This window comes from Bradyrhizobium sp. ma5, from assembly GCF_042258955.1.
In the GTDB taxonomy this organism is placed as follows: Bacteria; Pseudomonadota; Alphaproteobacteria; order Rhizobiales; family Xanthobacteraceae; genus Bradyrhizobium.
Map to the genome: position 1 here is coordinate 4,151,575 of NZ_CP170156.1, position 22,178 is coordinate 4,173,752.

Annotated in this window: 21 protein-coding genes; 9 read left to right on the forward strand and 12 right to left on the reverse strand. The window is 65.1% G+C overall.

What is annotated here, in order from left to right:
• Window positions 1–83: 83 nt before the first annotated feature.
• A complete protein-coding gene (locus tag ACE103_RS18970; RefSeq protein ID WP_375780670.1) occupies window positions 84–476 on the reverse strand; it encodes a VOC family protein in 393 nt (130 codons plus the stop codon).
• A gap of 349 nt (window positions 477–825) precedes the next feature.
• The gene (locus tag ACE103_RS18975; RefSeq protein WP_375781142.1) at window positions 826–1,725 is read right to left on the reverse strand and encodes a LysR family transcriptional regulator; all 900 of its coding nucleotides are present in this window, start codon (window positions 1,723–1,725) and stop codon (window positions 826–828) included.
• Window positions 1,726–1,828: 103 nt separating this feature from the next.
• Between ACE103_RS18975 and ACE103_RS18980 the strand changes: the two genes are divergently transcribed.
• The gene (locus ACE103_RS18980; protein WP_375780671.1) at window positions 1,829–2,818 is read left to right on the forward strand and encodes a zinc-dependent alcohol dehydrogenase family protein; all 990 of its coding nucleotides are present in this window, start codon (window positions 1,829–1,831) and stop codon (window positions 2,816–2,818) included.
• Window positions 2,819–2,935: 117 nt separating this feature from the next.
• Here ACE103_RS18980 and ACE103_RS18985 read toward each other — a convergent pair whose 3' ends face one another.
• Window positions 2,936–4,408: a YdiU family protein gene (locus tag ACE103_RS18985; RefSeq protein WP_375780672.1), complete on the reverse strand. Its 1,473-nt coding sequence runs from the start codon at window positions 4,406–4,408 to the stop codon at window positions 2,936–2,938.
• A gap of 196 nt (window positions 4,409–4,604) precedes the next feature.
• Between ACE103_RS18985 and aspS the strand changes: the two genes are divergently transcribed.
• On the forward strand, window positions 4,605–6,377 hold the full coding sequence (gene aspS / locus ACE103_RS18990) for an aspartate--tRNA ligase (RefSeq protein WP_375780673.1): 1,773 nt from the start codon (window positions 4,605–4,607) through the stop codon (window positions 6,375–6,377).
• A 166-nt stretch (window positions 6,378–6,543) separates the two neighbouring features.
• Here the strand turns inward: aspS and ACE103_RS18995 are convergent, their stop codons facing one another.
• The gene (locus tag ACE103_RS18995) at window positions 6,544–8,541 is read right to left on the reverse strand and encodes a hypothetical protein (RefSeq protein ID WP_375780674.1); all 1,998 of its coding nucleotides are present in this window, start codon (window positions 8,539–8,541) and stop codon (window positions 6,544–6,546) included.
• A gap of 222 nt (window positions 8,542–8,763) precedes the next feature.
• On the opposite strand from ACE103_RS18995, the gene ACE103_RS19000 reads away from it, so the two are divergent.
• Together ACE103_RS19000 and ACE103_RS19005 are read left to right on the forward strand one after the other, a co-directional pair.
• Window positions 8,764–11,073 (forward strand): NADP-dependent malic enzyme, encoded by a 2,310-nt coding sequence (locus tag ACE103_RS19000; RefSeq protein ID WP_375780675.1) that lies wholly within the window; start codon window positions 8,764–8,766, stop codon window positions 11,071–11,073.
• A gap of 156 nt (window positions 11,074–11,229) precedes the next feature.
• Window positions 11,230–11,682, forward strand: a complete 453-nt coding sequence (locus ACE103_RS19005; RefSeq protein ID WP_375780676.1) for a DoxX family protein — start codon at window positions 11,230–11,232, stop codon at window positions 11,680–11,682.
• A gap of 122 nt (window positions 11,683–11,804) precedes the next feature.
• Here ACE103_RS19005 and ACE103_RS19010 read toward each other — a convergent pair whose 3' ends face one another.
• The 4 genes from ACE103_RS19010 to ACE103_RS19025 form a co-directional block, all read right to left on the reverse strand.
• Window positions 11,805–12,362: a dihydrofolate reductase gene (locus ACE103_RS19010; RefSeq protein ID WP_223967995.1), complete on the reverse strand. Its 558-nt coding sequence runs from the start codon at window positions 12,360–12,362 to the stop codon at window positions 11,805–11,807.
• A 20-nt stretch (window positions 12,363–12,382) separates the two neighbouring features.
• Window positions 12,383–13,369: a polysaccharide deacetylase family protein gene (locus ACE103_RS19015; RefSeq protein WP_375780677.1), complete on the reverse strand. Its 987-nt coding sequence runs from the start codon at window positions 13,367–13,369 to the stop codon at window positions 12,383–12,385.
• Between the two features lie 163 nt (window positions 13,370–13,532).
• Window positions 13,533–14,102, reverse strand: a complete 570-nt coding sequence (locus tag ACE103_RS19020) for a glutathione peroxidase (RefSeq protein ID WP_375781143.1) — start codon at window positions 14,100–14,102, stop codon at window positions 13,533–13,535.
• Between the two features lie 83 nt (window positions 14,103–14,185).
• Window positions 14,186–15,892 (reverse strand): L,D-transpeptidase family protein, encoded by a 1,707-nt coding sequence (locus ACE103_RS19025; RefSeq protein WP_375780678.1) that lies wholly within the window; start codon window positions 15,890–15,892, stop codon window positions 14,186–14,188.
• A 223-nt stretch (window positions 15,893–16,115) separates the two neighbouring features.
• On the opposite strand from ACE103_RS19025, the gene ACE103_RS19030 reads away from it, so the two are divergent.
• Entirely contained in the window at window positions 16,116–16,676 is a 561-nt protein-coding gene (locus ACE103_RS19030; RefSeq protein ID WP_375780679.1) for a CreA family protein, read from the forward strand.
• Between the two features lie 43 nt (window positions 16,677–16,719).
• Here ACE103_RS19030 and ACE103_RS19035 read toward each other — a convergent pair whose 3' ends face one another.
• On the reverse strand, window positions 16,720–16,947 hold the full coding sequence (locus ACE103_RS19035; protein ID WP_375780680.1) for a hypothetical protein: 228 nt from the start codon (window positions 16,945–16,947) through the stop codon (window positions 16,720–16,722).
• A gap of 466 nt (window positions 16,948–17,413) precedes the next feature.
• Here ACE103_RS19035 and ACE103_RS19040 point away from each other — a divergent pair, with 466 nt between their 5' ends.
• On the forward strand, window positions 17,414–17,572 hold the full coding sequence (locus tag ACE103_RS19040) for a hypothetical protein (protein ID WP_375780681.1): 159 nt from the start codon (window positions 17,414–17,416) through the stop codon (window positions 17,570–17,572).
• A 39-nt stretch (window positions 17,573–17,611) separates the two neighbouring features.
• Entirely contained in the window at window positions 17,612–18,007 is a 396-nt protein-coding gene (locus tag ACE103_RS19045) for a hypothetical protein (protein ID WP_223967989.1), read from the forward strand.
• 51 nt (window positions 18,008–18,058) lie between these two features.
• Here ACE103_RS19045 and ACE103_RS19050 read toward each other — a convergent pair whose 3' ends face one another.
• From ACE103_RS19050 to ACE103_RS19060, 3 genes are read right to left on the reverse strand one after another with little or no spacing between them, the layout of a single operon-like run.
• Window positions 18,059–18,301, reverse strand: a complete 243-nt coding sequence (locus tag ACE103_RS19050) for a DUF6719 family protein (protein WP_375780682.1) — start codon at window positions 18,299–18,301, stop codon at window positions 18,059–18,061.
• A gap of 11 nt (window positions 18,302–18,312) precedes the next feature.
• Window positions 18,313–18,462 (reverse strand): hypothetical protein, encoded by a 150-nt coding sequence (locus ACE103_RS19055; protein WP_223967987.1) that lies wholly within the window; start codon window positions 18,460–18,462, stop codon window positions 18,313–18,315.
• Window positions 18,463–18,508: 46 nt separating this feature from the next.
• Window positions 18,509–20,023, reverse strand: a complete 1,515-nt coding sequence (locus ACE103_RS19060) for a PLP-dependent aminotransferase family protein (protein ID WP_375780683.1) — start codon at window positions 20,021–20,023, stop codon at window positions 18,509–18,511.
• Between the two features lie 106 nt (window positions 20,024–20,129).
• Between ACE103_RS19060 and ACE103_RS19065 the strand changes: the two genes are divergently transcribed.
• Both ACE103_RS19065 and ACE103_RS19070 read left to right on the forward strand, forming a co-directional pair.
• Window positions 20,130–20,822 (forward strand): pyridoxamine 5'-phosphate oxidase family protein, encoded by a 693-nt coding sequence (locus tag ACE103_RS19065; protein ID WP_375781144.1) that lies wholly within the window; start codon window positions 20,130–20,132, stop codon window positions 20,820–20,822.
• A gap of 55 nt (window positions 20,823–20,877) precedes the next feature.
• A complete protein-coding gene (locus ACE103_RS19070; RefSeq protein ID WP_375780684.1) occupies window positions 20,878–22,155 on the forward strand; it encodes an ArgE/DapE family deacylase in 1,278 nt (425 codons plus the stop codon).
• Window positions 22,156–22,178 lie beyond the last annotated feature (23 nt).

A 22,178-nucleotide genomic window follows, 5' to 3' on the forward strand; every position in this document is an offset into this window, starting at 1 on the left:
GCCGTGATCGGGCAAGGCTGACGTGCCGGGATGGCGGGGCGACCGGTGCGTGGCGTGAAGTCCGCGTCGCGCCCGATGCGGCGTTACGCGAAACGCCGATGGCAGACAGCTTCGATCCGGTTGCCGTCGGGGTCGCGCAGAAACGCCCCGTAGTAGTGGGGATGATATTCGGGACGCAGACCCGGCGCGCCTTCGTCGGATCCTCCCGCCGAAAGTCCGGCACGCCAGAACGCGTCAACCTGCTCGCGGCGTTGCGCCTTGAAGCACCAATGCCGCCCGTATGCTTCATCGGGCACCGGTCCGGGGCGGATCAGCAAATAGGTCAGGTCCGGATGATCGGCGTCACAGCGCTCGCCGTAACTGATCCATGTCTCGCCGCTGCTGATCTTGGTGACGGCGAGCGCTGCCATCACGACGTCGTAGAAGGGCTCGGCGGCGCGTATATTGGATACGGTGATGGAGACGTGGTCCAACATCAACGATCTCTTCCATTGAAGACGACGGCCCGAGCAGGGCGCCTGTCTGCGACACGCCGATCCGCGCGGCTCGTGCGCCGCGTCGGGTGCGTCACTCGTAGCGCATGTTCTTCGACGGCCGCCGCGCCGCCGGCATCGCCAGCACGACGAGACACAGCGCGATCATCGCCAATCCCATGAATTCGAATGCAAATGCGTCCACGGGCCATTCTCCCCCATTAGAAACAGTTAGACTTGTTGGGGGAGCGTTGACGCGCTGTTAAGCCTTATGGTTACCGCCGCCAGCCTCCCGGCATGGTGGAGGGTGAGTTAACGCTCACGACGGGCATCGTGGAACAACGCGTTGGCGCTACGCCACGAGCTTCGGCAGCGCGGCTGCGAGCGCGTCGACCGCGAGCCGGACCTTCAGCGGCAGTCGCGGAGTCGGCAGCCACAGCGCATGGCAATCGTAGGGAAGCTCACCCTCGTTGCCGAGAACGCGGACCAGCGTGCCGCGCTCGAGGCGCTCGCGCACCAGCCAGGAGGGCAGCCACGCCAGTCCCATGCCGCGCGCGGCAGCGTCGGCGATGGCTTCGAGATCGTCGAGCCTGAGCCGCCCGGCAGGCCAGACCTCGCGCGGCTTCTGGCCGTCGCGCGGGAACAGCCACGGGCGCGCGCGCCCCCGGCGGCGATAGACGATCGCCCGGTGCTGGCCGAGCTCGTCGAGCGTGCGCGGCCTGCCGTTGGCCTTCAGATACGCGCGCGAGCCGCACACCACCATGCGCTGGCGCGCGATGCGCCGCGCGATCACGCCGGATTGCTCGTCGAGATCGCCGGTCCTGATCGCAAAATCGTAGCCGCCCTCCATCAGATCGGCGACCGGATCGCCGAATGAGAGATCGAGCTCCAGCGCAGAATATTTCTGCGCCAGCTTGAGCAGCAGCGGCGCCACGCAGTGCCGGCCGAGCAGCGCCGGCATCGTCACCTTGAGCCGTCCACGCAGTTCGGACAGCTGATCGGCAGCGAGCGCGTCGGCGGCATCAGCTTCGGCGAGCACGGCGCGGCAGCGCTCGTAATAGGCCTGCCCGAACTCGGTCAGGCTCTGACGCCGCGTGGTGCGGTGGATCAGGCGAACGCCGAGCCGCTCCTCGAGGAAGCGGACATGCTTGCCGACCATCGGGCCGGACATCTCGAGCGCCTCGGCGGCGGCCGCGAAGGAGCCGAGATCGACCGCCCTGAGAAACACGGCCATGCTGGTCAGGCGATCCATCATTCGAAACCCTCAGTTTGGACTGTTCAGTCTGTAGGATGATTTATCCGCTGAACTGGCCTTGGCATAGCTCATTCAACTCAACTGTTTTGGAGTGTTGCCGATGGCTCGCGTGGTCCGTTTTCATCAACATGGTGGTCCCGAGGTGCTGCGCATCGAGGACGTTGCGATCGCGCCGCCGGCGCGCGGCGAGGTCCGGATCCGGATCAAGGCGCTCGGACTGAACCGCGCCGAGGCCCTGATGCGCACGGGGACTTACATCGAGACGCCGGCGCTGCCGTCCGGCCTCGGCCTTGAGGCAGCCGGCCTTGTCGAAGCGATCGGCGAGGGGGGCGACCGTTTCGCCCTGGGTGATGCCGTCAGCATCGTGCCGCCGATCTCGATGGCGCGGTGGCCGGCCTATGCCGAGCTCGCGACGTTCCCGGCCGAACTGGTCGTCAAGCATCCGCCAGAGCTGAGTTTTCAGGAAGCCGCCGCGATGTGGATGCAATATCTCACGGCCTACGGCGCCTTGATTGATATTGCGAAGCTTGGGCGGAGCGAGTTCGTCGTCATCACGGCAGCATCGAGCAGCGTTGGCCTCGCCGCAATCCAGATCGCCAATCGTGTCGGTGCGATCCCGATCGCGGTGACGCGGACCTCGGCCAAGGCGCGGGCCTTGCGCGACGCCGGCGCTGCGCACGTGATCGCGTCGGCAGAGGAGGACCTGCAATTGAGGCTGGAGCAGATCGCAGGGCCGAACGGAGTTCGCGTCGTGCTCGACCCGGTCGGCGGTCCCGTCTTCATGCCGCTGACATCAGCGATGGCGCATGGCGGCATCCTGATCGAGTATGGTGGGCTCAGCCCGGAGCCGACACCGTTTCCGCTGTTCACCGTGCTGAGCAAGAGCCTGATCCTGCGCGGCTACCGCGTGCACGAGATCGTCCAGGATCCCGCGCGGCTCGCCGCGGCGAAGGCGTTCATCCTTGACGGGCTTGCAGACGGCGCGCTGAAGCCGATCATCGCGCGGACGTTTGCCTTCGAGGAGATCGTCGCGGCGCACCGGTATCTGGAGTCGAACGTGCAGTTCGGGAAGATCGTTGTGACGGTGTGAGAGGTTACTGACGATCCCACCGTCATTGCGAGGAGCGAAGCGACGAAGCAATCCATTGTTCAGCGCATGTGGCGCGATGTATTGCTTCGCTGCGCTCGCAATGACGATGTGGAGGCCTTACGTCCCGCAGAACGTCTGCGTCACCATCTGCTCGGGCAGCGGCGGATCGGCGTAGGCCGCGAACTGCGGCCGATCCTCGAACGGCTTGGTCAGTACCGTCAGCAGTTCCTCGAACGGCGCGTAGTCGTCGCTGTTGACGGCCGCCTGGATCACCGCCTCGATCCGGTGGTTGCGCGGGATGAAGGCCGGATTGACGGCACCCATCGCGGCCTTGCGTTCGGCCGGCGTCTCGCTCTCCAGCGCGAGGCGGGCGCGCCAGCGGCCGGCCCATTCGTCGAATGCTGCCGGATCGGTGAATTGCGCGCGGACGTCGGCGGCGTCGCCGCTCGCGGCGTCGCCGAGATGGCGGAAGGTCAGCGTGAAGTCGGCTGCGTTCTTCGCCATCGCGTCGAGCAGGTCCTGGATCAGCGCCTCGTCGCCGTCGCGTGCGGTGAACAGGCCGACCTTGGCGCGCAGCCCGGCCTGATAGGCCGCGGTGAACTTCTCCGGGAATTCGCCGAGGATCACTTGCGCCTGCTCGATGGCCTTCTCCTGCTCGCTGTCGAACAGCGGCAGCAGGCATTCGGCGAGCCGGGTCAGATTCCACAGCGCGATCCGCGGCTGGTTGGCATAGGCGTAGCGCCCCATCTCGTCGATCGACGAAAACACCTGCGCCGGGTTGTAGGCGTCAAGGAAGGCGCAGGGGCCGTAGTCGATGGTCTCGCCCGCGATCGAAGAGTTGTCGGTGTTCATCACGCCGTGGATGAAGCCGACCAGCAGCCAGCGTGCGACCAGCGCGGCCTGCCGCCCAACGACGCCGGCAAGCAGCGCGTGATAGGGCTGGGCGGCATCCTTCAGCTCGGGATAGTGCCTGGCGATCACATGATCGGCCAGCGCACGCACGCCGTCGGTGTCGCCGCGGGCGGCGAAGAACTGGAAGGTGCCGACGCGGATGTGGCTCGCGGCGACGCGGGTCAGCACTGCGCCCGGCAGCACCGTCTCGCGCATCACGGGCTCGCCGGTGACGACAGCGGCCAGCGAGCGGGTGGTCGGGATGCCCAAAGCGAACATCGCCTCGCTGACGATGTATTCGCGCAGCACCGGGCCGAGCGCGGCGCGGCCATCGCCGCGGCGGGAGAACGGGGTGGGGCCCGATCCCTTGAGCTGGATGTCGCGGCGGACGCCGTCTTTGTCGATGACCTCGCCGAGCAGGATGGCGCGGCCGTCGCCGAGCTGGGGAACAAAGTGCCCGAACTGGTGGCCGGCATAGGCCATGGCGATCGGGTCGGCGCCGTCAGGCAGCCGCTTGCCGGCGAGGATTTCGGCGCCGTCCGCCGTCGAGAGCAGGTCCGGGTCCAGCCCGAGCTGGACCGCGAGCGGCCGGTTCAGCTTGATCAACCTGGGGGCGGCCACCGGGGTCGGCGCGACGCGGGCGAAAAAGTTCGCCGGCAGCGCCGAATAGGTGTTCTGAAACGGGAAATGGATGGTCATATCGGGAAGATAGGCCCGCGGGCCGAATAGGCAAACGATTGGCGGCGTCGGTGCGGAAAATCTGCCGTTTGGCCCGAAAACCGGGCGTTCCCTTGGTTGCCGCACCCGGCCTCGTCGGGTAAACCCTCCGCAACTTCGGACAGGGCATTTTGGCCCTGTCGCGATTCGACCCTCCGACATCAGTTTTGGAACGAATATGCATCGCTACCGGTCACACACATGCGGCGCGCTCCGAGAGAGCGATATCGACCAGACGGCCAGGCTGTCAGGCTGGGTCCACCGTGTCCGGGACCATGGCGGCGTGCTGTTCGTCGACCTGCGCGACCATTACGGCATCACCCAGTGCGTGGCCGATCCGGATTCGCCGGCGTTCGCCGAGGTCGAGAAGTTCCGCTCGGAATGGGTGGTGCGGATCGACGGCAAGGTGCGCCGCCGTCCCGCCGGCACCGACAATCCGGAACTGCCGACCGGCATGATCGAGGTCTACATCAAGGAGATCGAGGTGCTTGGCCCGGCGGCCGAGCTGCCGCTGCCGGTGTTCGGCGAGCAGGAATATCCTGAGGATATCAGGCTCAAGTATCGCTTCCTCGACCTGCGTCGCGAGAAGCTGCACCAGAACATCATGACCCGCGGCGCGGTGGTCGATTCCATGCGCAAGCGGATGAAGGAGCAGGGCTTCTTCGAATTCCAGACCCCGATCCTGACGGCGTCCTCGCCGGAAGGCGCGCGCGACTTCGTGGTGCCGTCGCGGATTCATCCCGGCAAGTTCTACGCGCTGCCGCAGGCGCCGCAGCAGTACAAGCAGCTCCTGATGATGTCGGGCTTCGACCGCTACTTCCAGATCGCGCCGTGCTTCCGCGACGAGGATCCGCGCGCCGACCGTCTGCCGGAGTTCTACCAGCTCGACGTCGAGATGAGCTTCGTCACCCAGGACGACGTGTTCGCGGCGATGGAGCCCGTCATCACCGGCGTGTTCGAGGATTTTGCCAACGGCAAGCCGGTGACCAAGAACTGGCCGCGGATTCCGTTCGCGGAAGCGGTGCGCAAATACGGCTCCGACAAGCCGGACCTGCGCAACAAGATCGTGATACAGGAGGTCTCCGAGCACTTCCGCGGCTCCGGCTTCAAGGTGTTCGCGCGGATGCTGGAAGACCCGAAGAACCAGGTCTGGGCGATCCCGGGCACCGGCGGTGGCAGCCGCGCGTTCTGCGACCGCATGAACTCCTGGGCGCAGGGCGAGGGCCAGCCCGGCCTCGGCTACATCATGTGGCGCGAGGGCGGCGAGGGCGCAGGTCCGCTCGCCAACAACATCGGCCCGGAACGCACTGCCGCGATCCGCGACCAGCTCGGCCTCAAGGAGGGCGATGCTGCATTCTTCGTCGCAGGCGACCCGGAGAAGTTCTGGAAGTTCGCAGGCTTGGCGCGCACCAAGCTCGGCGAGGAATTGAACCTGATCGACAAGGACCGGTTCGAGTTCGCCTGGATCGTCGACTTCCCGATGTACGAGTATGACGAGGAGAACAAGAAGGTCGACTTCTCGCACAACCCGTTCTCGATGCCGCAAGGTGGGCTGGAGGCGCTGCAGTCGCAGGACCCGCTGACCATCAAGGCGTTCCAGTACGACATCGCCTGCAACGGTTACGAGATGGCGTCCGGCGGCATCCGTAACCACAAGCCGGAAGCGATGGTGAAGGCGTTCGAGATCGCAGGCTACGGCGAGCAGGAGGTCATCGGCCGTTTCGGCGGCATGTACCGCGCGTTCCAGTACGGCGCGCCGCCGCATGGCGGCATGGCGGCCGGTCTCGAGCGCATCGTGATGCTGTTGTGCGGCACCAACAATCTGCGCGAGGTCTCGCTGTTCCCGATGAATCAGCAGTACGTGGACCTGCTGATGGGCGCGCCGTCGGAACCGACGCCGAAGCAGCTCAAGGAGCTGCACATCAAGACCAACCCGCCGGCGAAGGGCTAGCCTGTGAAGTTACCTCGCCCCGCGCTTGCGGGGAGAGGTCGGCGCGAAGCGCCGGGTGAGGGACTTCTTTCCGCGTAAGCTCGTCTTCCTGAATTTGCGGAAGCAGCCCCTCACCCTGACCCTCTCCCCGTAAGAACGGGGAGAGGGAAAAGAACAGGCGAGCGCGTCACAAGCCTGTCGAGGCCTCGATCCGGAATTGCGCCAGCGCCGACGGCGGATCGGTCTTGAGCAATTGCATCAGCTGAAGCGCCGGCGCTTTGGCGCGTGGCGTCAGCTTGATGACCAGCGTCTGTCCCGGCGTCTCGATGAACTGGCTGATGGCGGTGACCAGTGCCATGACATCGGCACTGCCTCCGCTCACCGCTTGGCCCTGCGCCTTGATGCTGCTGAGGACGGCGCTGCGCGCCTCGTCGCGGCTGACATTCTGGGTGCGCGCGTACTGGGCGATGGCGAGATCGATGACGCCGAGATCGTGGACGGCAAGTTCGATCGTGCCGGCCTCGATCTGCGCGGCCGCGCCCAAGGATTCCGCGGCGCTGGTCGAGAATGCCTCGCGCGGCACGTTGGCGAGCGTGACCTTCGCCGACGCATTCAACAGGCCCGCCATGTCGAGCTTGACCGGCTCGAGCGCGAACGAGCGTGACGCCTCGGTCCAGACCGCGCCGAGATCGGCATCGACGGCCATCCGGTCGATCCCGGCGGCGACGAGTGCCTGTTGCCGCGGATCGGCTGCATCCAGCGGCGCCGCCATCTTCGCGACCAGCCGCAGCTTGCTCGGGATCGATCCGACGAACTGGCCCCAGTCGAGGCTGAGGACGTCGATGTTGACCGGCTTGCCGGTGGATTTGTACGGCGAGGTGACGCCCTTGACCTCGACGCCTTCAATCAGGGGCAACAGCGTCAGCGCCTGTTCGGGCGACGGCTTCTGCGCGGCGAACTGTGCCGACAGCCGCATGAGGTTGACAACATCGAGCGCCTTCAGCGCGAAACGTCCGACCTTGAAGGGGCCGTTCTCGGCATTGCCATCAAGTCCCTCGACCGCAAGCTCGCCGATCTTGCCGTGTTCGAAGTTGAACCGCATCGAGGCAAGCTTGAGCGGGCCTTTCGGCGTCTCGACCGAGAACCCGTGCATCTCGGCATTTCCGATGCCGGCACCCGCATAGAGGCCGGCGACCTTCTCCAGCAATTCGCGCGCCTGGGCCGGAGACGGCGGTGGACTCCCCGGTGGCGGGACCATTGCCAGCAACACCGGCAGTTGCATCTTTGACGGGTTGATCCTGACGTCGTCGATGGTCATGCCATCGATCCGCATGTTGAGGCGAGGCGTGGTCGTGGTGGTGATCACGTAGGGGCCGGCGGAAACGCGCCCCTGAACCCGGTACTCCCGGTCATCGTTGGCCTTGGCCGGATCGAATATCGCCGCCATCGCGCCGACGTCGATATCGGTCGCGACCATGTTCGCAAGATCGCCGGTCGTCTTGATCGCCTTGCCGGCCGCCTGCGAATTGATCGTGAACGCAACCTTGTCGATCTTGTTGGTGCCGATCTTTCCGTTCTTCATGTTCTCGATGGCAAGGCCCGAATAGGCGAATTCGCCGCCGGCGCCGTCGCCGACATGTGCGGCGGCGCTGAAGGTCATCGTTCCGGTCAAGGTGGGCGCGGTCACCGACGATGCGTTGATGCTCGCGAGCTGGGCGAATGCGAACCGGTACAGCTCGAAGATCGACGACGAGGCGGGAAGCTGGGGCAGGCCGGCCGGACCGGAATAGTCCTTCACCGTGATCTGCGGCGCTTTGTAGGTCAGGGCGGCGATGGTCGGTGTCGGTCCCGTCGCGCCGATCTCGACATCATTGAATGCGATATTGTCAGCGGAGATTCGGCCCGCGTCAGGTTGACCAAGGCCTGTCATGGTGAGGCTGGCAATCCTGACGTTGACCGGGGGCTGTGTCCCTGACTCGGTGGCAATGTCCGAAATCGTCAGGGTGCGGCTCTTGGTGTCGAACGCGATCTTGCCGTGGCTCGCCTTGGCGCCGGCGGCACGGACCTGCTCGAAGGCGGCCTCGACGTCGCGCGTGACCCGGCGCTGGGCATAGAAGTCGAAACCGAAGTAACCGCCGGCCGCGAGGACTGCGGCGGCGACCAGGCCGAGCAGAATTTTCTTCATTCGGTCAACTCCGGATCATCAAGGGAAAGAAATTGCCAATCGGCGGTCGGAAGGTGCAGCATCGATGACGGGTCCGCCCGGGCCTGTTGACGGGGATAGTATCCGATGTTGCATCCAGGCGGCGGGACATGCTTCACATCCGGCTCGATTTGCCGGACAACTGACTTTTGCCTGGATTAGCACAGAAACAAGAAATTTGGGCTGGAAACGCGGGGAGCACGCATGTCGTCATCGTCTGAAGAACTCCATAACGCAGCGCTCGCCTATCACCGGCTGCCGCGGCCGGGTAAGCTCGAGATCCAGGCGATCAAGCCGCTCGCCAACCAGCGCGACCTGGCGCTGGCCTATTCTCCGGGCGTTGCCGCCGCCTGCACCGAGATTGCCAACAATCCCGCCGAGGCGGCGACGCTGACCGCCCGCGCCAATCTGGTTGCCGTGGTCTCGAACGGCACGGCGGTGCTCGGGCTCGGCAATATCGGCCCGCTGGCCTCCAAGCCCGTCATGGAAGGCAAGGCGGTGCTGTTCAAGAAATTCGCCGGCATCGACGTGTTCGACATCGAGATCAATGCGAACACGATCGAGCGTGTGGTGGAGACCGTCGCGGCGCTGGAGCCGACCTTCGGCGGCATCAATCTGGAGGACATCCGCGGGCCGGAGTGCTTCGAGATCGAGACCCAGCTCAAGGAGCGCATGAAGATCCCGGTGTTCCACGACGACCAGCATGGCACCGCCATCATCGTCGCGGCCGCGATCGTCAACGGACTGCTGCTGAACGGCAAGCAACTGTCCGATGTGAAGATCGTCTGCTCGGGCGCGGGTGCTGCCGCGATCGCGACCCTCAATCTCCTGGTCTCGATGGGCGCGCAGCGCAAGAACATCTTCGTCTGCGACATCGACGGTGTGGTCTATGACGGCCGCAACACCACGATGGACCGCTGGAAGGCGGTCTACACCCAGAAGACCGACGCGCGCGTGCTCGCCGACGTCGTTCCGGGCGCGGACATCTTCATCGGGCTGTCGGCGCCGGGCGTGCTGAAGCCTGAGATGGTCAAGCAGATGGGTGACAAGCCGCTGGTGATGGCGCTTGCCAATCCGGTGCCGGAGATCATGCCGGAAGAGGCGCGCGCGGCGCGTCCCGACGCGATGATCTGCACCGGCCGGTCGGACTATCCGAACCAGGTCAACAACGTGCTGTGCTTCCCCTTCATCTTCCGCGGTGCGCTCGACGTCGGCGCCACCGCGATCAACGAGGCGATGAAGCATGCCGCAGTGGACGCGATCGCGCAGCTCGCGCGCGATCCGCCGTCGGATGCGGTGGCCCATGGTTTCGATAGCGGCGAGACGCAGGGGTTCGGCCCGGGCTCGCTGATCCCGAGCCCGTTCGATCCGCGGCTGATCCTGCGTATCGCGCCGGCGGTCGCCAAGGCCGCGATCGAGTCCGGCGTCGCGACCCGGCCGATCACCAATTTCGACGAGTACGCCGCCAATCTCGAACGTTTCGCGTTCCGCTCCGGCCTCACCATGAAGCCGGTGTTTGCCAAGGCGAAGACCCAGCCGGTGCGCGTGATCTACGCCGAGGGCGAGGACGAGCGCGTGCTGCGCGCGACCCAGGTGGTGCTCGAGGAAAAGCTGGCGCGGCCGATCCTGGTCGGCCGTCCGTCGGTGGTCGAGACCAGGATCAAGCGCTTCGGCCTGTCGATCAAGGCTGGCCGCGATTTCGATCTGGTCAATCCCGAGGACGATCCGCGCTACCGCTCCTACGTGCAGTCCTATATCGACGTCGCCGGCCGGCGCGGTGTGACGCCGGAGGGTGCGCGGACCGTGGTCCGTACCAACAACACCGTCATCGCGGCGCTCGCGGTGTCGCGCGGCGAGGCCGACGCCATGCTGTGCGGCGTCGAGGGCCGCTACATGAGCCATCTGCGCCATGTCCGCGAGATCATCGGCTTCCTGCCGGGAGTCAGCGACTACGCCGCGCTGGCGCTGATGATCACCTCGACCGGCGCCCATTTCCTCGCCGACACCCAGGTGCGGCCGAATCCGAGTGCGGAGGAACTCGCCGAAGTGGCGTCGCTCGCGGCGATCCACGTCCAGCGCTTCGCCTTCAAGCCGAAGGTTGCCTTCGTGTCACATTCCGACTTTGGCAGCTACGATACGGACTCCTCGCGCAAGATGCGGCGGGCCACCCAGCTCCTGAAGGACAAGCATCCGGAGATCGAGGCCGATGGCGAAATGCAGGGCGACACCGCGTTGTCGGCCGTTGCCCGGCGCATGGTGCTGCCGCAGTCGCGACTGGAAGGCGAGGCCAACATCCTGATCATGCCGAACCTCGACGCCGCCAACATCGCCTATCAAATGATCAAGTCGTTGGCCAACGCGTTGCCGGTGGGGCCGATCCTGATCGGTCCGGCGCGCCCGGCGCACATCCTCACCCCCGGCGTGACGGCGCGCGGCATCCTCAACATGACCGCGGTTGCGGCTGTCGAGGCCCAGGAGCGCGCCGGCCGCGCGCAGCCGACGCTGTTCGGCTGACAGACGTCGTTTGAGCACGTTATGTTCGGAGAACCGCAGCGCAGTTTTCCGGATCGTGCTTGAGCCGAGATCGATTCGATTTGATCGAAGCAGGCGGGGCGGCCATAATCGCCCCGCCTGCTTCGTCCGATTTCTGCCATCCAGTGAGGCCGACCCATGCCAGCGTTCATCACCTTCGGACGGATTCTGTTCGCCGTGCTGTTCCTTTATTCGGGGGCGAGCAAGCTGTTCGGCATCCAGGCAACGGCGGATCTGCTCACGGCCAAGGTGACGATCCCGGCCATCGCAGCGCCCTATACGCAGCAGATCGAGACCTTCGTCGGCATGCCGTTCATGCAGCTCTTGGCGATCACGGTCGGCGGCTTCGAGATCATCGCGGGGCTGATGATCGCGGTGAACGTGCTGGCAAGGTTCTTCGCGATCCTGCTGATTATCTTCGTGTGCTTCACGACGTTCTATTTCCATGATTTCTGGAATCAGCCGGCGCCCGACAACGCCAAGACCCTGATCGACGCGCTGAAGAACCTGTCGCTGATCGGCGCGCTGTTCATCATCGCCGGCTACGGTCGCGGCCCGCGCCGCGACGACCCGGCTTATGGGGATGTGTAGATACGACGACTACGTCGCAGTCGTAGGGCGGATTAGCGAAGCGTAATCCGCCGATTTTCATATGGGGCAGGAGGAGCCGGCGGGTTACGCCTTCGGCTAACCCGCCCTACGAACGACGATCTTCAACCCACCCGCCGCCACGGCGTCACGCTGACATCCTGCTCCGCGTCGATCTGCTGCGGCGCGCCGGCGTGAAGGCCGTGCGCTGACAGCACCTGCTGCGGGGTGCGGGCAGGAACGCCGGGAAAGCACGGCTCGCCGTCTGGTATGCGCACCTTCGGTGCGACCGAGAGCCAGAACGTGTCGTAGCGGTCCATGAACATGCCGAACACGCCGGGGCCGCCGATGATCGCGACCATGCCCGAGCTCACGCCGGCCTCGCGGCTCGCGGTCTCGAACGGGCAGCCGGCGGGATTCCACAACAGCGCCTTCGGATTGTCCGGGTCGGGTGCGATGGCTGCGACCTTGCCGGTCAGGATCAGGCGGCGCCGCTTCGATGCGTTCGGTTGCTCTTCCTGGGAGTGGCGGCCATGCACGACGAGGTCCGCACGGTCGAGCGCCGCGGTGAAGAAGCGCTTGTCGCCCTCGATCTTGAGATCGTCGGGCATCACATTCCGCGCGTTCGCCAACCGGCCATCGGCGGAGACGATGACGAAACCCTCGATACGCAACCCAGACACCAGAATTATCGCCGGCGCGCTTACTGATCGACTGTCGTGACGACGCTGTTCACCGGCCGCGAGCTCACGGTCGGCAGCTTGACGTCCTTGGCGAGCTCCTGCTCGTACTGCGGCAGCACGGACGCCGGGGATTTGGCGCGCATCGCGACCACCTTGTAGCCGCCGGCCTTGAGCTGCGTCAGCAGCGTCGGCAGCGCTTCCGCGGTGTGCTTCTGGAAGTCGTGCATCAGGATGATGCCCTTGCCGAGCTTGGCGAGCTTCTTCATCACGGTGTCGATCACCTGTTGCGAGTTCTTCGACTTGAAGTCGAAGGAGTCGAGGTCGCAGGAGAAGATCGCGATGTTGCGGTTGCCGAGATAGGTGACCATCTCCGGCGGATGTTGCAGCGCCGGGAAGCGGAAGAACGGCGAGGGCGACGTCTCGAGCGCCCACTTGACCGCAGCCAGGCCGCGCTCGATCTCGTCCTTCTTCTGATCCTCGGTCAGCTTCTTGTTGTTCAGATTCTCATGCGACCAGGTGTGCGAGCCGACGGTGTGGCCGGCGGCATAGACCTGGCGCAGGATTTCGGGGTGATAGGTCGCGTGCTTGCCGATCGGGAAGAAGATGCCCGTGGTGCATTCATCGGCGAGCGCCTTCAGCACCGCTGGCGTGTTGCCCGGCCACGGACCGTCGTCGAAGGTCAGCACCACCTCATGGTCGCGCAGGAAGTCGAGCTGCTTGAAATGCTCGAAGCCGAAGCCGGGACCGCCTGTGGTGTCGATCTCGACGGTGCGGGCGACACCGAGCGCGTTCGGATTGTTGCAGGCGGCGCGTGCCGGCTGCGGCGCTTGCTTCGGTGGCACTTGAGCGGCCGCTGCGGCGGGCGCAGCAGTAGTAGGCGCTGCGGCCGCTGGTGCTGCCGCCGGCGCTGGGGCGGCGCCCTTGGCGGGCGGCGTCTGCGACCAAGCTGCGCTCGACGCGAGCAATGATACGGTCCCTGCGAAAATCAGACCTGCCGCAATGCGCATGGCGTGTTCCCTGCTGATCGCGCTCCCGGTGCCGGCACTGCCGCAACCAAGGCCGCTTCACCCCCAACTGATCGTACCCTAGTCACAGTGCCGACGCCAAGGCAATGAACGTGGCGACCTCGCGCCCAAAATCCCAGTTAATTCCGGGGATTATCGTAGCTTCTCAGGCTGCCGCCAGTGCCCGTGCGATCCCAGTCTTGATGCGGGTGTCGTCCGGCGTCACCGACTCAGGGAAGACGTCGGCGATATAGCCGTCGCGGCCGATCAGGTATTTGTGGAAATTCCAGCGCGGCACGTCCTTCGGCCGCGCCTCCGCCGCCCAACGGTAAAACGGATGCGCGTTTGCGCCCTTGACCACGGCTTTAGCCGCGATCGGGAAGGTGACGCCGTATTGATGCTGCGCGGTCTCGGCGATCTCGGTCGAGCCGCCGGGTTCCTGGCCGCCGAAATCATTGGAGGGCACGCCGATGATGGCGAAGCCGCGATCGCGGAATTCGGTCCACAATTGCTGCAGGCCGGCATATTGCGGCGTGAAGCCACAGAGCGAGGCTGTGTTCACGATCATCAGGGGATGGCCGGCATAGTCGGCAAGGCGAATGTCGCCGCCGGAGAGTGCCGGAAATGAGAAGGCATAGGCGGTGATCCGGCTCATCGCCGGCTGCTCCGCATGCAGCGCACGGGATCCTGCGGCCGCGGCGAATGCCGCCACGATCAGTGTCCTGCGGTCCATCATGGTCTCGTCCCCGGAACAGATGTTCACGGCGATCATAATCCAGCGGGCAGGCGGAGGCTTTCAAGAAGGCGTTATTGATCGCCTCAGCGCAGCGGCAGGATGAAGTCGGTGCCTTCGCCGGTCTCGCCCTGGTTCACGCCCAGGTCGGAGACGATGATCGATCCGCCGGTGCCGAGCGCTTCGTTGATCCGCGCCGTCGCGTCGGCCGGGATCGAGATGCGGTCGAGCGCCTCGGCCGGGGTGTTGGTCGCCGGCTGCGGCTTCGCCTCGACCGGCGCTGCGGCCGCGACCTTGCGACGATGTGAGGCGCGCTCCTCGACGTCGATGCGGGCGGCGTTGCGGGTCGGCAGCGTCACCACCGACCAGTGCAGCAGGTTCGCATCGGTCTTGTCGGCCTCCGCGGTGAACACATGCGTGCCGAGCGGCCGGTCGCTTGCCGCGATCGTCACCGGCACCTCGAACAGCGGCGCAAAGTTCTGCCGCACATAGAGCTTGGAATCCTTGCGGCTGATGAACACCGAAATCTGGCCGCCGCGTTTCGGTATCTCGATCTTGGCAACGCCGGGCAGTCGTGCGGGATCCTTGGCCGCATCCTGGCTGGCGTCGGTCGCAGTCGCCGCCTCGGCGGGCTTGACCGCATCCGCCGCCTTGGCTGCGTCCTTGCTGGCCGCGTCAGTCTTCGATGTGTCCGTCTTCGATGGTTCCGTTTTGGGCGCCTCGGCAACGCCGGGCTTGGCGGCGTCTGCCTTCGGCTCATCGGCTTTGGCTTCGGCCTTCACCGGGTCGCTTGCGGAAACCTCGGACTTCGGCGTGTCGGTGCTGCCGGTGACCTCGCCGACCGTCTTGTCGTCGGCAGCGGCAGGCTCGGCCGCGCTCACCTCGGACTTGTCAGCTGCGATCTTCTCCGCAATGGCGTCGCGCGCGGTGGAGGAAGCATCGGACATCGTCGCCGTCGCGCTTGCCGCCGGCATCGCGCCGCTGGCATCGGCGGTGTGGGTATTGTCGCGCAGTGACGCGGCGGCCGCATGGCCGACGCTGGTGCGCAGGTCGAGACTGGATTGCTTGTCCGCGCCCTTGTCGCTCTTCACGCCGAGCGGCGCGTCCATCTTCAGAACATCGTCGGCAACCGGCTGCTGCGGCGCGACCTTCTGCGTCACCAGCAGCGGATGCGAGAAATTCTCCGGCGAGATCGTGCCCGGCGTGACGAACACGCGGGCGCCCATCCGCGTCCAGTTGTACATCTTGACCGCAAACGACATCGGCATGCGGATGCAGCCATGCGAGGCCGGATAGCCGGGCAGCACGCCGGCGTGCATCGCGATGCCCGACCAGGTGATGCGCTGCATGTACGGCATCGGTGCGCCGCTATAGATGTTGGACTGGTGGTACTTCTGCTTCTGGATGACGCTGAAGACACCCATCGGGGTCGAATGCCCCTTCATGCCGGTCGATACCGGGCTCTCGGCGTAGAGGCCGTTGGCGTCGTAGATGCTGACCCGCTGCTGGTCGATCGAGACCGAGATGATCAGGGGACCCTGCGGCTTGCGGCCGGCCTCCTTCTCGATCGCCGGATTCTTCTTGGCTGTACTGCGCTTCGGCTTCGGCCGGGCCTGCTGCGGCGGCATCGGCTCGATATCGCCGTAATAGCCGGAGTCACGATTCCAATAGAACAGGGCTGCATCGGCCTGCGAGGAGGCGGCCACGGTGCCGGCTGCCGTCAGAATTGCAAACTGCCAGACCCGCCTATTCGCAGAATCAAAAATCGAAATCTGACGTCCGCTTGCGCGCATATTCCGAATCCCAGTCCAAACTATCTGTTGGTTGTCGCAGACGCCGAACGCGTTCACCAGCGCAAGCGATCTAACCCTTCCGTGAGGGGCTATTTTTCGACGAAAGAGTAGCAAAAAAGCCTCACAGGAGGTTAAAGCGCCCGGTCTGATCACCGAACTGTCAGCGCCTTCCTGTGCGGCGTTTGCGCACTACATAGGCGGGACCCACCCGGCGGAGACCTCAATGACATCGAGAAATGTGAGCTTGTGTGACGCGCGACTGTTGTCTCGATCGGGCTGCGCGGCGCTGCTGATGTTGTTGGCTTTGGGGCAGGCGGTTCCCGCGGCCGCGGCTGACGAGCCGGACCTGATCTTTCGCCGTTCGACGGTGTTCAAATGGGTGAGCCCCAACGACAAGCTCGCGACCTATGGCGTCGACGACCCCGAGGTCGACGGCGTCGCCTGTCACTTCACGGTGCCGGAGAAGGGCGGTTTCAAGGGCTGGCTCGGCCTTGCCGAGGAAGTCTCTGATATTTCGCTGGCTTGCCGGCAGATCGGGCCGATCCGCTTCAAGAACAAGCTCAGCCAGGGTGACGACATGTTCAGCAAGCGGCGGTCGCTGTTCTTCAAGCGGATGCAGATCGTGCGCGGCTGCGACGCCAAGCGCAACGTGCTGGTCTACATGGTGTATTCCGACAAGCTGATCGAGGGCTCGCCGAAGAACTCGACGTCGTCGGTGCCGATCATGCCTTGGGGCGCGGCCGACGCCAGCGCCGTGCAGAAATGCGGCGAGTTCATTCAGTAGCGGGAGCAGGGGCTTGGCCCGGGCGGCTGAAGCGGCGGGCGAGCTAGCGCTTGGTTTGCCCGAACTGCTTCGTGCCCATGCTGAGGCCTAGCTTGACCTTCGGGTCGTGGCAGCCGACGAGGCGGACCAGCTTCTGCTGCGCGCACTCATTGTCGCCCATCACATAGGCGCCCTGCTGCGGCATCGCGGCCGTCATTTGTTGCTGCTGGCCGGATTTGCTGGCCGCGGATTGATTGCCAACACCCATGTTGCCATTGCCCACGACTGACATCCTTCGTTGGATTGGATCACAACAACTGTTGGATCAGGGATCACAACAACCGTTGGATCGGGAATCACCACAACGTGCCACCGCGGAGATGGTTGCACGGTGCCCAGATGAGTCGGCCGAACCGCCGGCCGGTTCACGCCGCTCTTGCTGTGCTGCTTCCTGTCTCAGCAGAGGAAGTTAAGAAAGCGCGGTAGCCCGCTCAATTTGCACGCATAATTCGTGGGCGGTTCCTGCCGCCGGGCGGCGCTCGGCGCGCGAAATGTTGAACACGCCCACGGGACGCCTGCATGCACTGAAAACATTGGTGTTTTCCGGTCAATGTTTCGTGGGCTGCCGATCGACGAAACAATTCTCCGGTCGACGAAACCATTTTCAGCTTGTTCCGCAGAACTCTCGAAACGGCAGATCGTTATCAAACCGTCAACAACGGCGCCCGGCGTCGAGTCGGAATGACGGAGACTGTCAAATGCGGACCATGAGCCTGATCCTCGCCTTCGCCTTCATGATGGCCGGTTCGTCGATGGCTGGTACCCCGGACAATGGTTTGCCCGGCATCGGCACCTTCTCCTACAACGGCTCGCCGGTGGTCACGTCGGCCCCGATGGTGGTGGCGCAGGTCAACTGAGCGCGACGCGACAAACAGAACTGCCGGTAAAGGCTCCCCATGTTGCTCCGTATCTGTTCCGCCGCGCTCCTGGCATCGCTTGCCCTCGTAGGTTCCGCGCAGGCGCAATCCCAACTTCCACTCGAGTCGATGCAGATCCGGTCGCTTTACCGGGTGCCTGAGCCGCGCGACGAGTTCGTGCGGCAATGCGCGCCGCATATGCTCGGGCGCTGGGCGCATCCCGAGGCCGTGTGCGGTTGCCTGCATGACCATGCTGCCGCGACGGTGGACGATCCCGATCTGCGCCAGGCGCTGCTGCGCGGCATCAGCGAGACCGGCGTGCCGACCATCGAGACCGATTGGGTGCCGCCGTCCAAGCAAAACGAGATTGGCCCGACCTTCACCAAAATCGCCAAGCCGACGCTGCAATGCATGTTCGAGCCGATCTCGAACTGAGCGGCGTCTTGCCGATACAGTATGAATGAGGCGCCTCGCGGAAGCGGGGCGTTACTTTTTGGCGAGGCGCTGCACGCAGCTTTGGGTCCGCACCACGCCATTCTGGCTCAGCCTGGCGCCGATCACCTGCTTGATCTGCCCGGCCGGGCAGGAGCCGTCATCGACCAGGACGCGCTGACCGATCCGGAGGTCGACGATGTCAGCCTCGCGCATGACGGTCTGTGCGGAAGCGGACTGAATGATCGCGAGAAATGCTGCGGCGCTGACCAGCGCGACCAATCCAATGCGCGGCATCGCAGCCTCCTTCACTTGTTCTGGATCTTGACCCCGTCGGGGCCGACATTGATCTGCAAACCTTCGGGCTGCTTGTTCGCCTGGTACAGATTGTAGCCGAGCATCCCTGCGATCACGACCAGCGCGGCGATCACGAGATACAGGACGTTGCGATTGGGCATCCGGTATCTCCGTAGGCGGACACTGACTGAACGCGGGCGACCTTAGTCAGGTGGTTGCGATTCTCCTAGAGCGCTGCGGCCTGGCGGATGGCTTGACGGATATCTTGCGCGTCGCGCGCAGCGCAATCAGCGTTGTCTTCGCCAGTTGTTCCGCCGACGCGACCAGTTGCGGAACCGGATGACCGGAGAATCCCAGCACGAAGCCGGGCAGTGGGCGCGCGCGATGATAGGTCTCGGCGAGCAGCCAGCCGCCGACGCCGGCAGCCGCCTTGGCCTGCGCGGCAATCTGCGGATCGGTTGAGGGAACGAGCCGCGCCACGAGATGCAGGCCTTGCGACGGCACGGGAACCGTGAGTTCGCCCTCGGACGCATTCGTGAGTGTCGAAGCCAGCACGTCGCGCGCCTCGCGATAGAGTTTTCGCGATTTGCGCAGGTTGGCGGCGAAGGCGCCTGAGTTCAGCATGTCGGCGACCGCGCCTTCCATCAGGGTGCCGGGAAAGCGATCCAGCGCGGCGCGCGCCGCCGTCACCGGACCGATCAAGGCTTCGGGGAGGGCGCAGTAACCGATCCGCAATCCCGGAAACAGCGTCTTCGCAAACGTGCCCATGTAGATCACGCGGCGCAGATGATCGATGCCGGCGAGCGACAGCAGCGGCGCGCCGTCATAGCGGAACTCGCTGTCGTAATCGTCCTCGAACACGAAGGCGCCGGCGTCCCTGGCCCAGTCGAGCAGCTCGAGCCGGCGCGGCATCGCCATCTGCACGCCGAGCGGAAACTGGTGTGACGGCGTGACATAGGCGGCGCGCGCGCTAGGCGCGGATACGCGTCCCTTGTCGATGCGCATGCCGGAGCCATCGACCGGCACCGACACCGGACGATAGCCGCAATGCTCGATCGCGCGCCGCGCCGCCGGATAGCCGGGGTCCTCGCACCAGACCTGGTCGCCGGGCTTGAGGATCGCGCCGAGCACGATGCGCAGTGCATGCAGCGTGCCCGAGGCCAGCATGATCTGGTCGGGATCGCAGCGCAGCCCGCGCGCCGACAGCAAATGGTCTGAGATCGCGGCGCGCAACTCGCTGCTGCCGCGGGGATCGCCGTAATGCAGATGCTCGGAGCCGAAGGCGCGCAGCCGGCGGCCGGCAAAGGCGCGGAAGCGCTGCAGTGCGCGCTCATCGATATGCGTGCAGCCGAGCGACAGCGCATTGTGCTGCGGCGGTTCGATCTCGATCCTGGCGCGTCGCGGCGCGGTGGCCTGGGCCGGAATGCGCGCGGCGACGAAGGTGCCGGAGCCCGTGGTCGCCACGGCGAAGCCGTCGGCGATCAGCCGCTCATAGGCTGTGGTGATGGCGTTGCGGCGGAAGCCGGTCTGCTTGGCCAGCGCGCGCGACGGCGGCAGCGGCTCGCCCGGCTTGACGAGGCCGCCGACGATGGTGTGGCACAGCGCCTGATAGAGCCGCTGCTGCGAGGCCGCGCCTGGAGTCACGTGCGGGCCGGTGAGGTCGAGCGGTAGCTCAGGCTTGCGCGCCGTGGGCTCTCGGGAATTGGTCGGAATTTTTCGCATGGAATTGGCACTATCGCAGACCAAATGGGCCGCTACAACTCTGGACAGATTCCAGATTTCGAAAGGCACTGCCGTGACCGAAGGCGCGTCCACTCCGTCCTACCCCATGTCGTCCCGCAACCGGGTCAAGCGCCGCCATGATCGCGGCTTCTACGACCACGCCACCGTGCACAAGATCCTGGACGCCTCGATGCTGTGCCACGTCTCCTACGTGATCGACGGCCAACCCTATTGCACGCCGACCTTCTTCTGGCGCGAGGGTACGAAACTCTATTGGCACGGCTCGAGCGCGAGCCGGATGCTGGAGAACCAGTCCGAAGGCCAGCGCGTGTGCCTGACGGTTGCCCATCTCGACAGCCTGGTGCTGGCACGCTGCGGCTTCAACCACTCGGCCGACTATCGCGCGGTGATGGCGTTCGGCTCGGCCTATCTCGTGACCGACCCGGAAGAGAAGGAGCGCGCGATCGTTGCGATGGTCGACCGCTTCTTTCCGGAGCGCACCGCCAGTCTGCGCGCCAGCAACAAGCAGGAGATCAAGGCGACCTCGTTCATCGCGATGGAGATCGAGGAAGCCTCGGCAAAGGTGCGCGCCAAGGGCGTAGCAGACGACGACGAGGATTACGAGTTGCCGATCTATGCCGAGCGCATTCCGGTGCGCACCGTGCTCGGTGCGCCCGAGCCGTGTCCGCGTCTGCTCGACGGCGTGACGCGGCCTGCGACGCTTGATGGCTATTCGGAAGGCCGTCTGCTCGAAGATGCATTGCGGGATGCTTATTTTGCGCAATACCCGGCGGAGTGAAATCAGGTTACGCTGCGGCTCCCGCCTTTTCTGATGTCCCCCATGGAGCTGCCGCATGACTGCCGAGACGCAACAACGAATCCTTGCCGCCGTTGACGAAGGATTCGATGCGCAGCTTGCGACGACGCAGGCCTTTGTCGCGATCCCGTCGACCCGCGGTGCCGAGGGGCCGTGCCAGGACATGATCGGCGATCTCCTGCGCGAGCGCGGTTACGAGGTCGACGACTGGCACATCAATCTCGACGAGCTGAAGGATCTGCGCGGCTTCGGCCCGATCGAGCATGATTTCTCCAAGGCGCGCACGGTGGTCGGCACCTACCGCCCGGCCAGCAATGCCGGCAAATCGCTGATCCTGCAGGGCCACTGCGACGTGGTGCCGACCGGTCCGCTCGAGATGTGGGAGACGCCGCCGTTCTCGCCGGTGATCAACGACGGCAGGATGTATGGCCGTGGTGCCTGCGACATGAAGTCCGGCACCATCGCCGCGCTGTATGCGCTGGATGCGATCAGGAAGGCCGGCCTGAAGCCGACGGCGCGGATTCACTTCCAGTCCGTGATCGAGGAGGAGAGCACCGGCGTCGGCGCGCTCTCGACCTTGCAGCGCGGCTATCGCGCCGATGCCTGCTTTATCCCCGAGCCGACCAACGGCAAGATGATCCGCTCACAGGTCGGCGTGATCTGGTTCCGCCTGAAGGTGCGCGGCTTCCCGGTGCATGTGTTCGAGGCCGGCGCCGGCTCGAACGCGATCATGGCTGCGTATCATCTGGTGCACGCGCTGGAGAAGCTCGAGATCGACTGGAACGAGCGCGCCAAGGCCGACCGCCATTTCAAGGACGTCAATCATCCGATCAATTTCAATCCAGGCATCATCAAGGGCGGCGACTGGGCCTCCAGCGTGCCGGCCTGGTGCGATGTCGACTGCCGCATCGCGGTGCTGCCGGGCTGGTCGATCGCGGAGTGCCAGAAGGAAATTCTGGCCTGCGTGTCGGCGGCGGCGCGCGACCATCGTTTCCTCTCCAACAATCCGCCGCAGGTGGAATGGTCGGGCTTCCTGTCGGAAGGCTACGAGCTCGTGAACTCCGAGGCGCCCGAAGCCGCTTTCGCCAAGGCGCATCAGACGGTCTATGGCGGAACGGTGGAAGACCGCGCTTTCACCGCACTGACCGACACGCGTTTCTACGGCCTGAACTACGACATCCCGAGCCTCTGCTTCGGCGCCAGTGGCGCGGCGATGCACGGCTTCAACGAATATGTCGAACTGGAATCGCTGCGGAAGTCGACCAAGGCCATCGCGCTGTTCATCGCGGAATGGTGCGGAGTGGAGAAGGCGTAGGTAGTCTCTCCGTCATTGCGAGG

Coding starts and splice junctions, on each gene's coding strand:
- aspS (WP_375780673.1), top strand. CDS start 4,605: ATGCATCGCTACCGGTCACACACATGCGGCGCGCTCCGAGAGAGCGAT.
- ACE103_RS19055 (WP_223967987.1), bottom strand. CDS start 18,462: ATGCCCAATCGCAACGTCCTGTATCTCGTGATCGCCGCGCTGGTCGTG.
- ACE103_RS18995 (WP_375780674.1), bottom strand. CDS start 8,541: ATGAAGAAAATTCTGCTCGGCCTGGTCGCCGCCGCAGTCCTCGCGGCC.
- ACE103_RS18970 (WP_375780670.1), bottom strand. CDS start 476: ATGTTGGACCACGTCTCCATCACCGTATCCAATATACGCGCCGCCGAG.
- ACE103_RS18975 (WP_375781142.1), bottom strand. CDS start 1,725: ATGGATCGCCTGACCAGCATGGCCGTGTTTCTCAGGGCGGTCGATCTC.
- ACE103_RS19040 (WP_375780681.1), top strand. CDS start 17,414: ATGCGGACCATGAGCCTGATCCTCGCCTTCGCCTTCATGATGGCCGGT.
- ACE103_RS19015 (WP_375780677.1), bottom strand. CDS start 13,369: ATGCGCATTGCGGCAGGTCTGATTTTCGCAGGGACCGTATCATTGCTC.
- ACE103_RS19065 (WP_375781144.1), top strand. CDS start 20,130: ATGTCGTCCCGCAACCGGGTCAAGCGCCGCCATGATCGCGGCTTCTAC.
- ACE103_RS19070 (WP_375780684.1), top strand. CDS start 20,878: ATGACTGCCGAGACGCAACAACGAATCCTTGCCGCCGTTGACGAAGGA.
- ACE103_RS19020 (WP_375781143.1), bottom strand. CDS start 14,102: ATGATGGACCGCAGGACACTGATCGTGGCGGCATTCGCCGCGGCCGCA.
- ACE103_RS19025 (WP_375780678.1), bottom strand. CDS start 15,892: ATGCGCGCAAGCGGACGTCAGATTTCGATTTTTGATTCTGCGAATAGG.
- ACE103_RS18985 (WP_375780672.1), bottom strand. CDS start 4,408: ATGACCATCCATTTCCCGTTTCAGAACACCTATTCGGCGCTGCCGGCG.
- ACE103_RS19050 (WP_375780682.1), bottom strand. CDS start 18,301: ATGCCGCGCATTGGATTGGTCGCGCTGGTCAGCGCCGCAGCATTTCTC.
- ACE103_RS19060 (WP_375780683.1), bottom strand. CDS start 20,023: ATGCGAAAAATTCCGACCAATTCCCGAGAGCCCACGGCGCGCAAGCCT.
- ACE103_RS19030 (WP_375780679.1), top strand. CDS start 16,116: ATGACATCGAGAAATGTGAGCTTGTGTGACGCGCGACTGTTGTCTCGA.
- ACE103_RS19035 (WP_375780680.1), bottom strand. CDS start 16,947: ATGTCAGTCGTGGGCAATGGCAACATGGGTGTTGGCAATCAATCCGCG.
- ACE103_RS19005 (WP_375780676.1), top strand. CDS start 11,230: ATGCCAGCGTTCATCACCTTCGGACGGATTCTGTTCGCCGTGCTGTTC.
- ACE103_RS19000 (WP_375780675.1), top strand. CDS start 8,764: ATGTCGTCATCGTCTGAAGAACTCCATAACGCAGCGCTCGCCTATCAC.
- ACE103_RS19045 (WP_223967989.1), top strand. CDS start 17,612: ATGTTGCTCCGTATCTGTTCCGCCGCGCTCCTGGCATCGCTTGCCCTC.
- ACE103_RS18980 (WP_375780671.1), top strand. CDS start 1,829: ATGGCTCGCGTGGTCCGTTTTCATCAACATGGTGGTCCCGAGGTGCTG.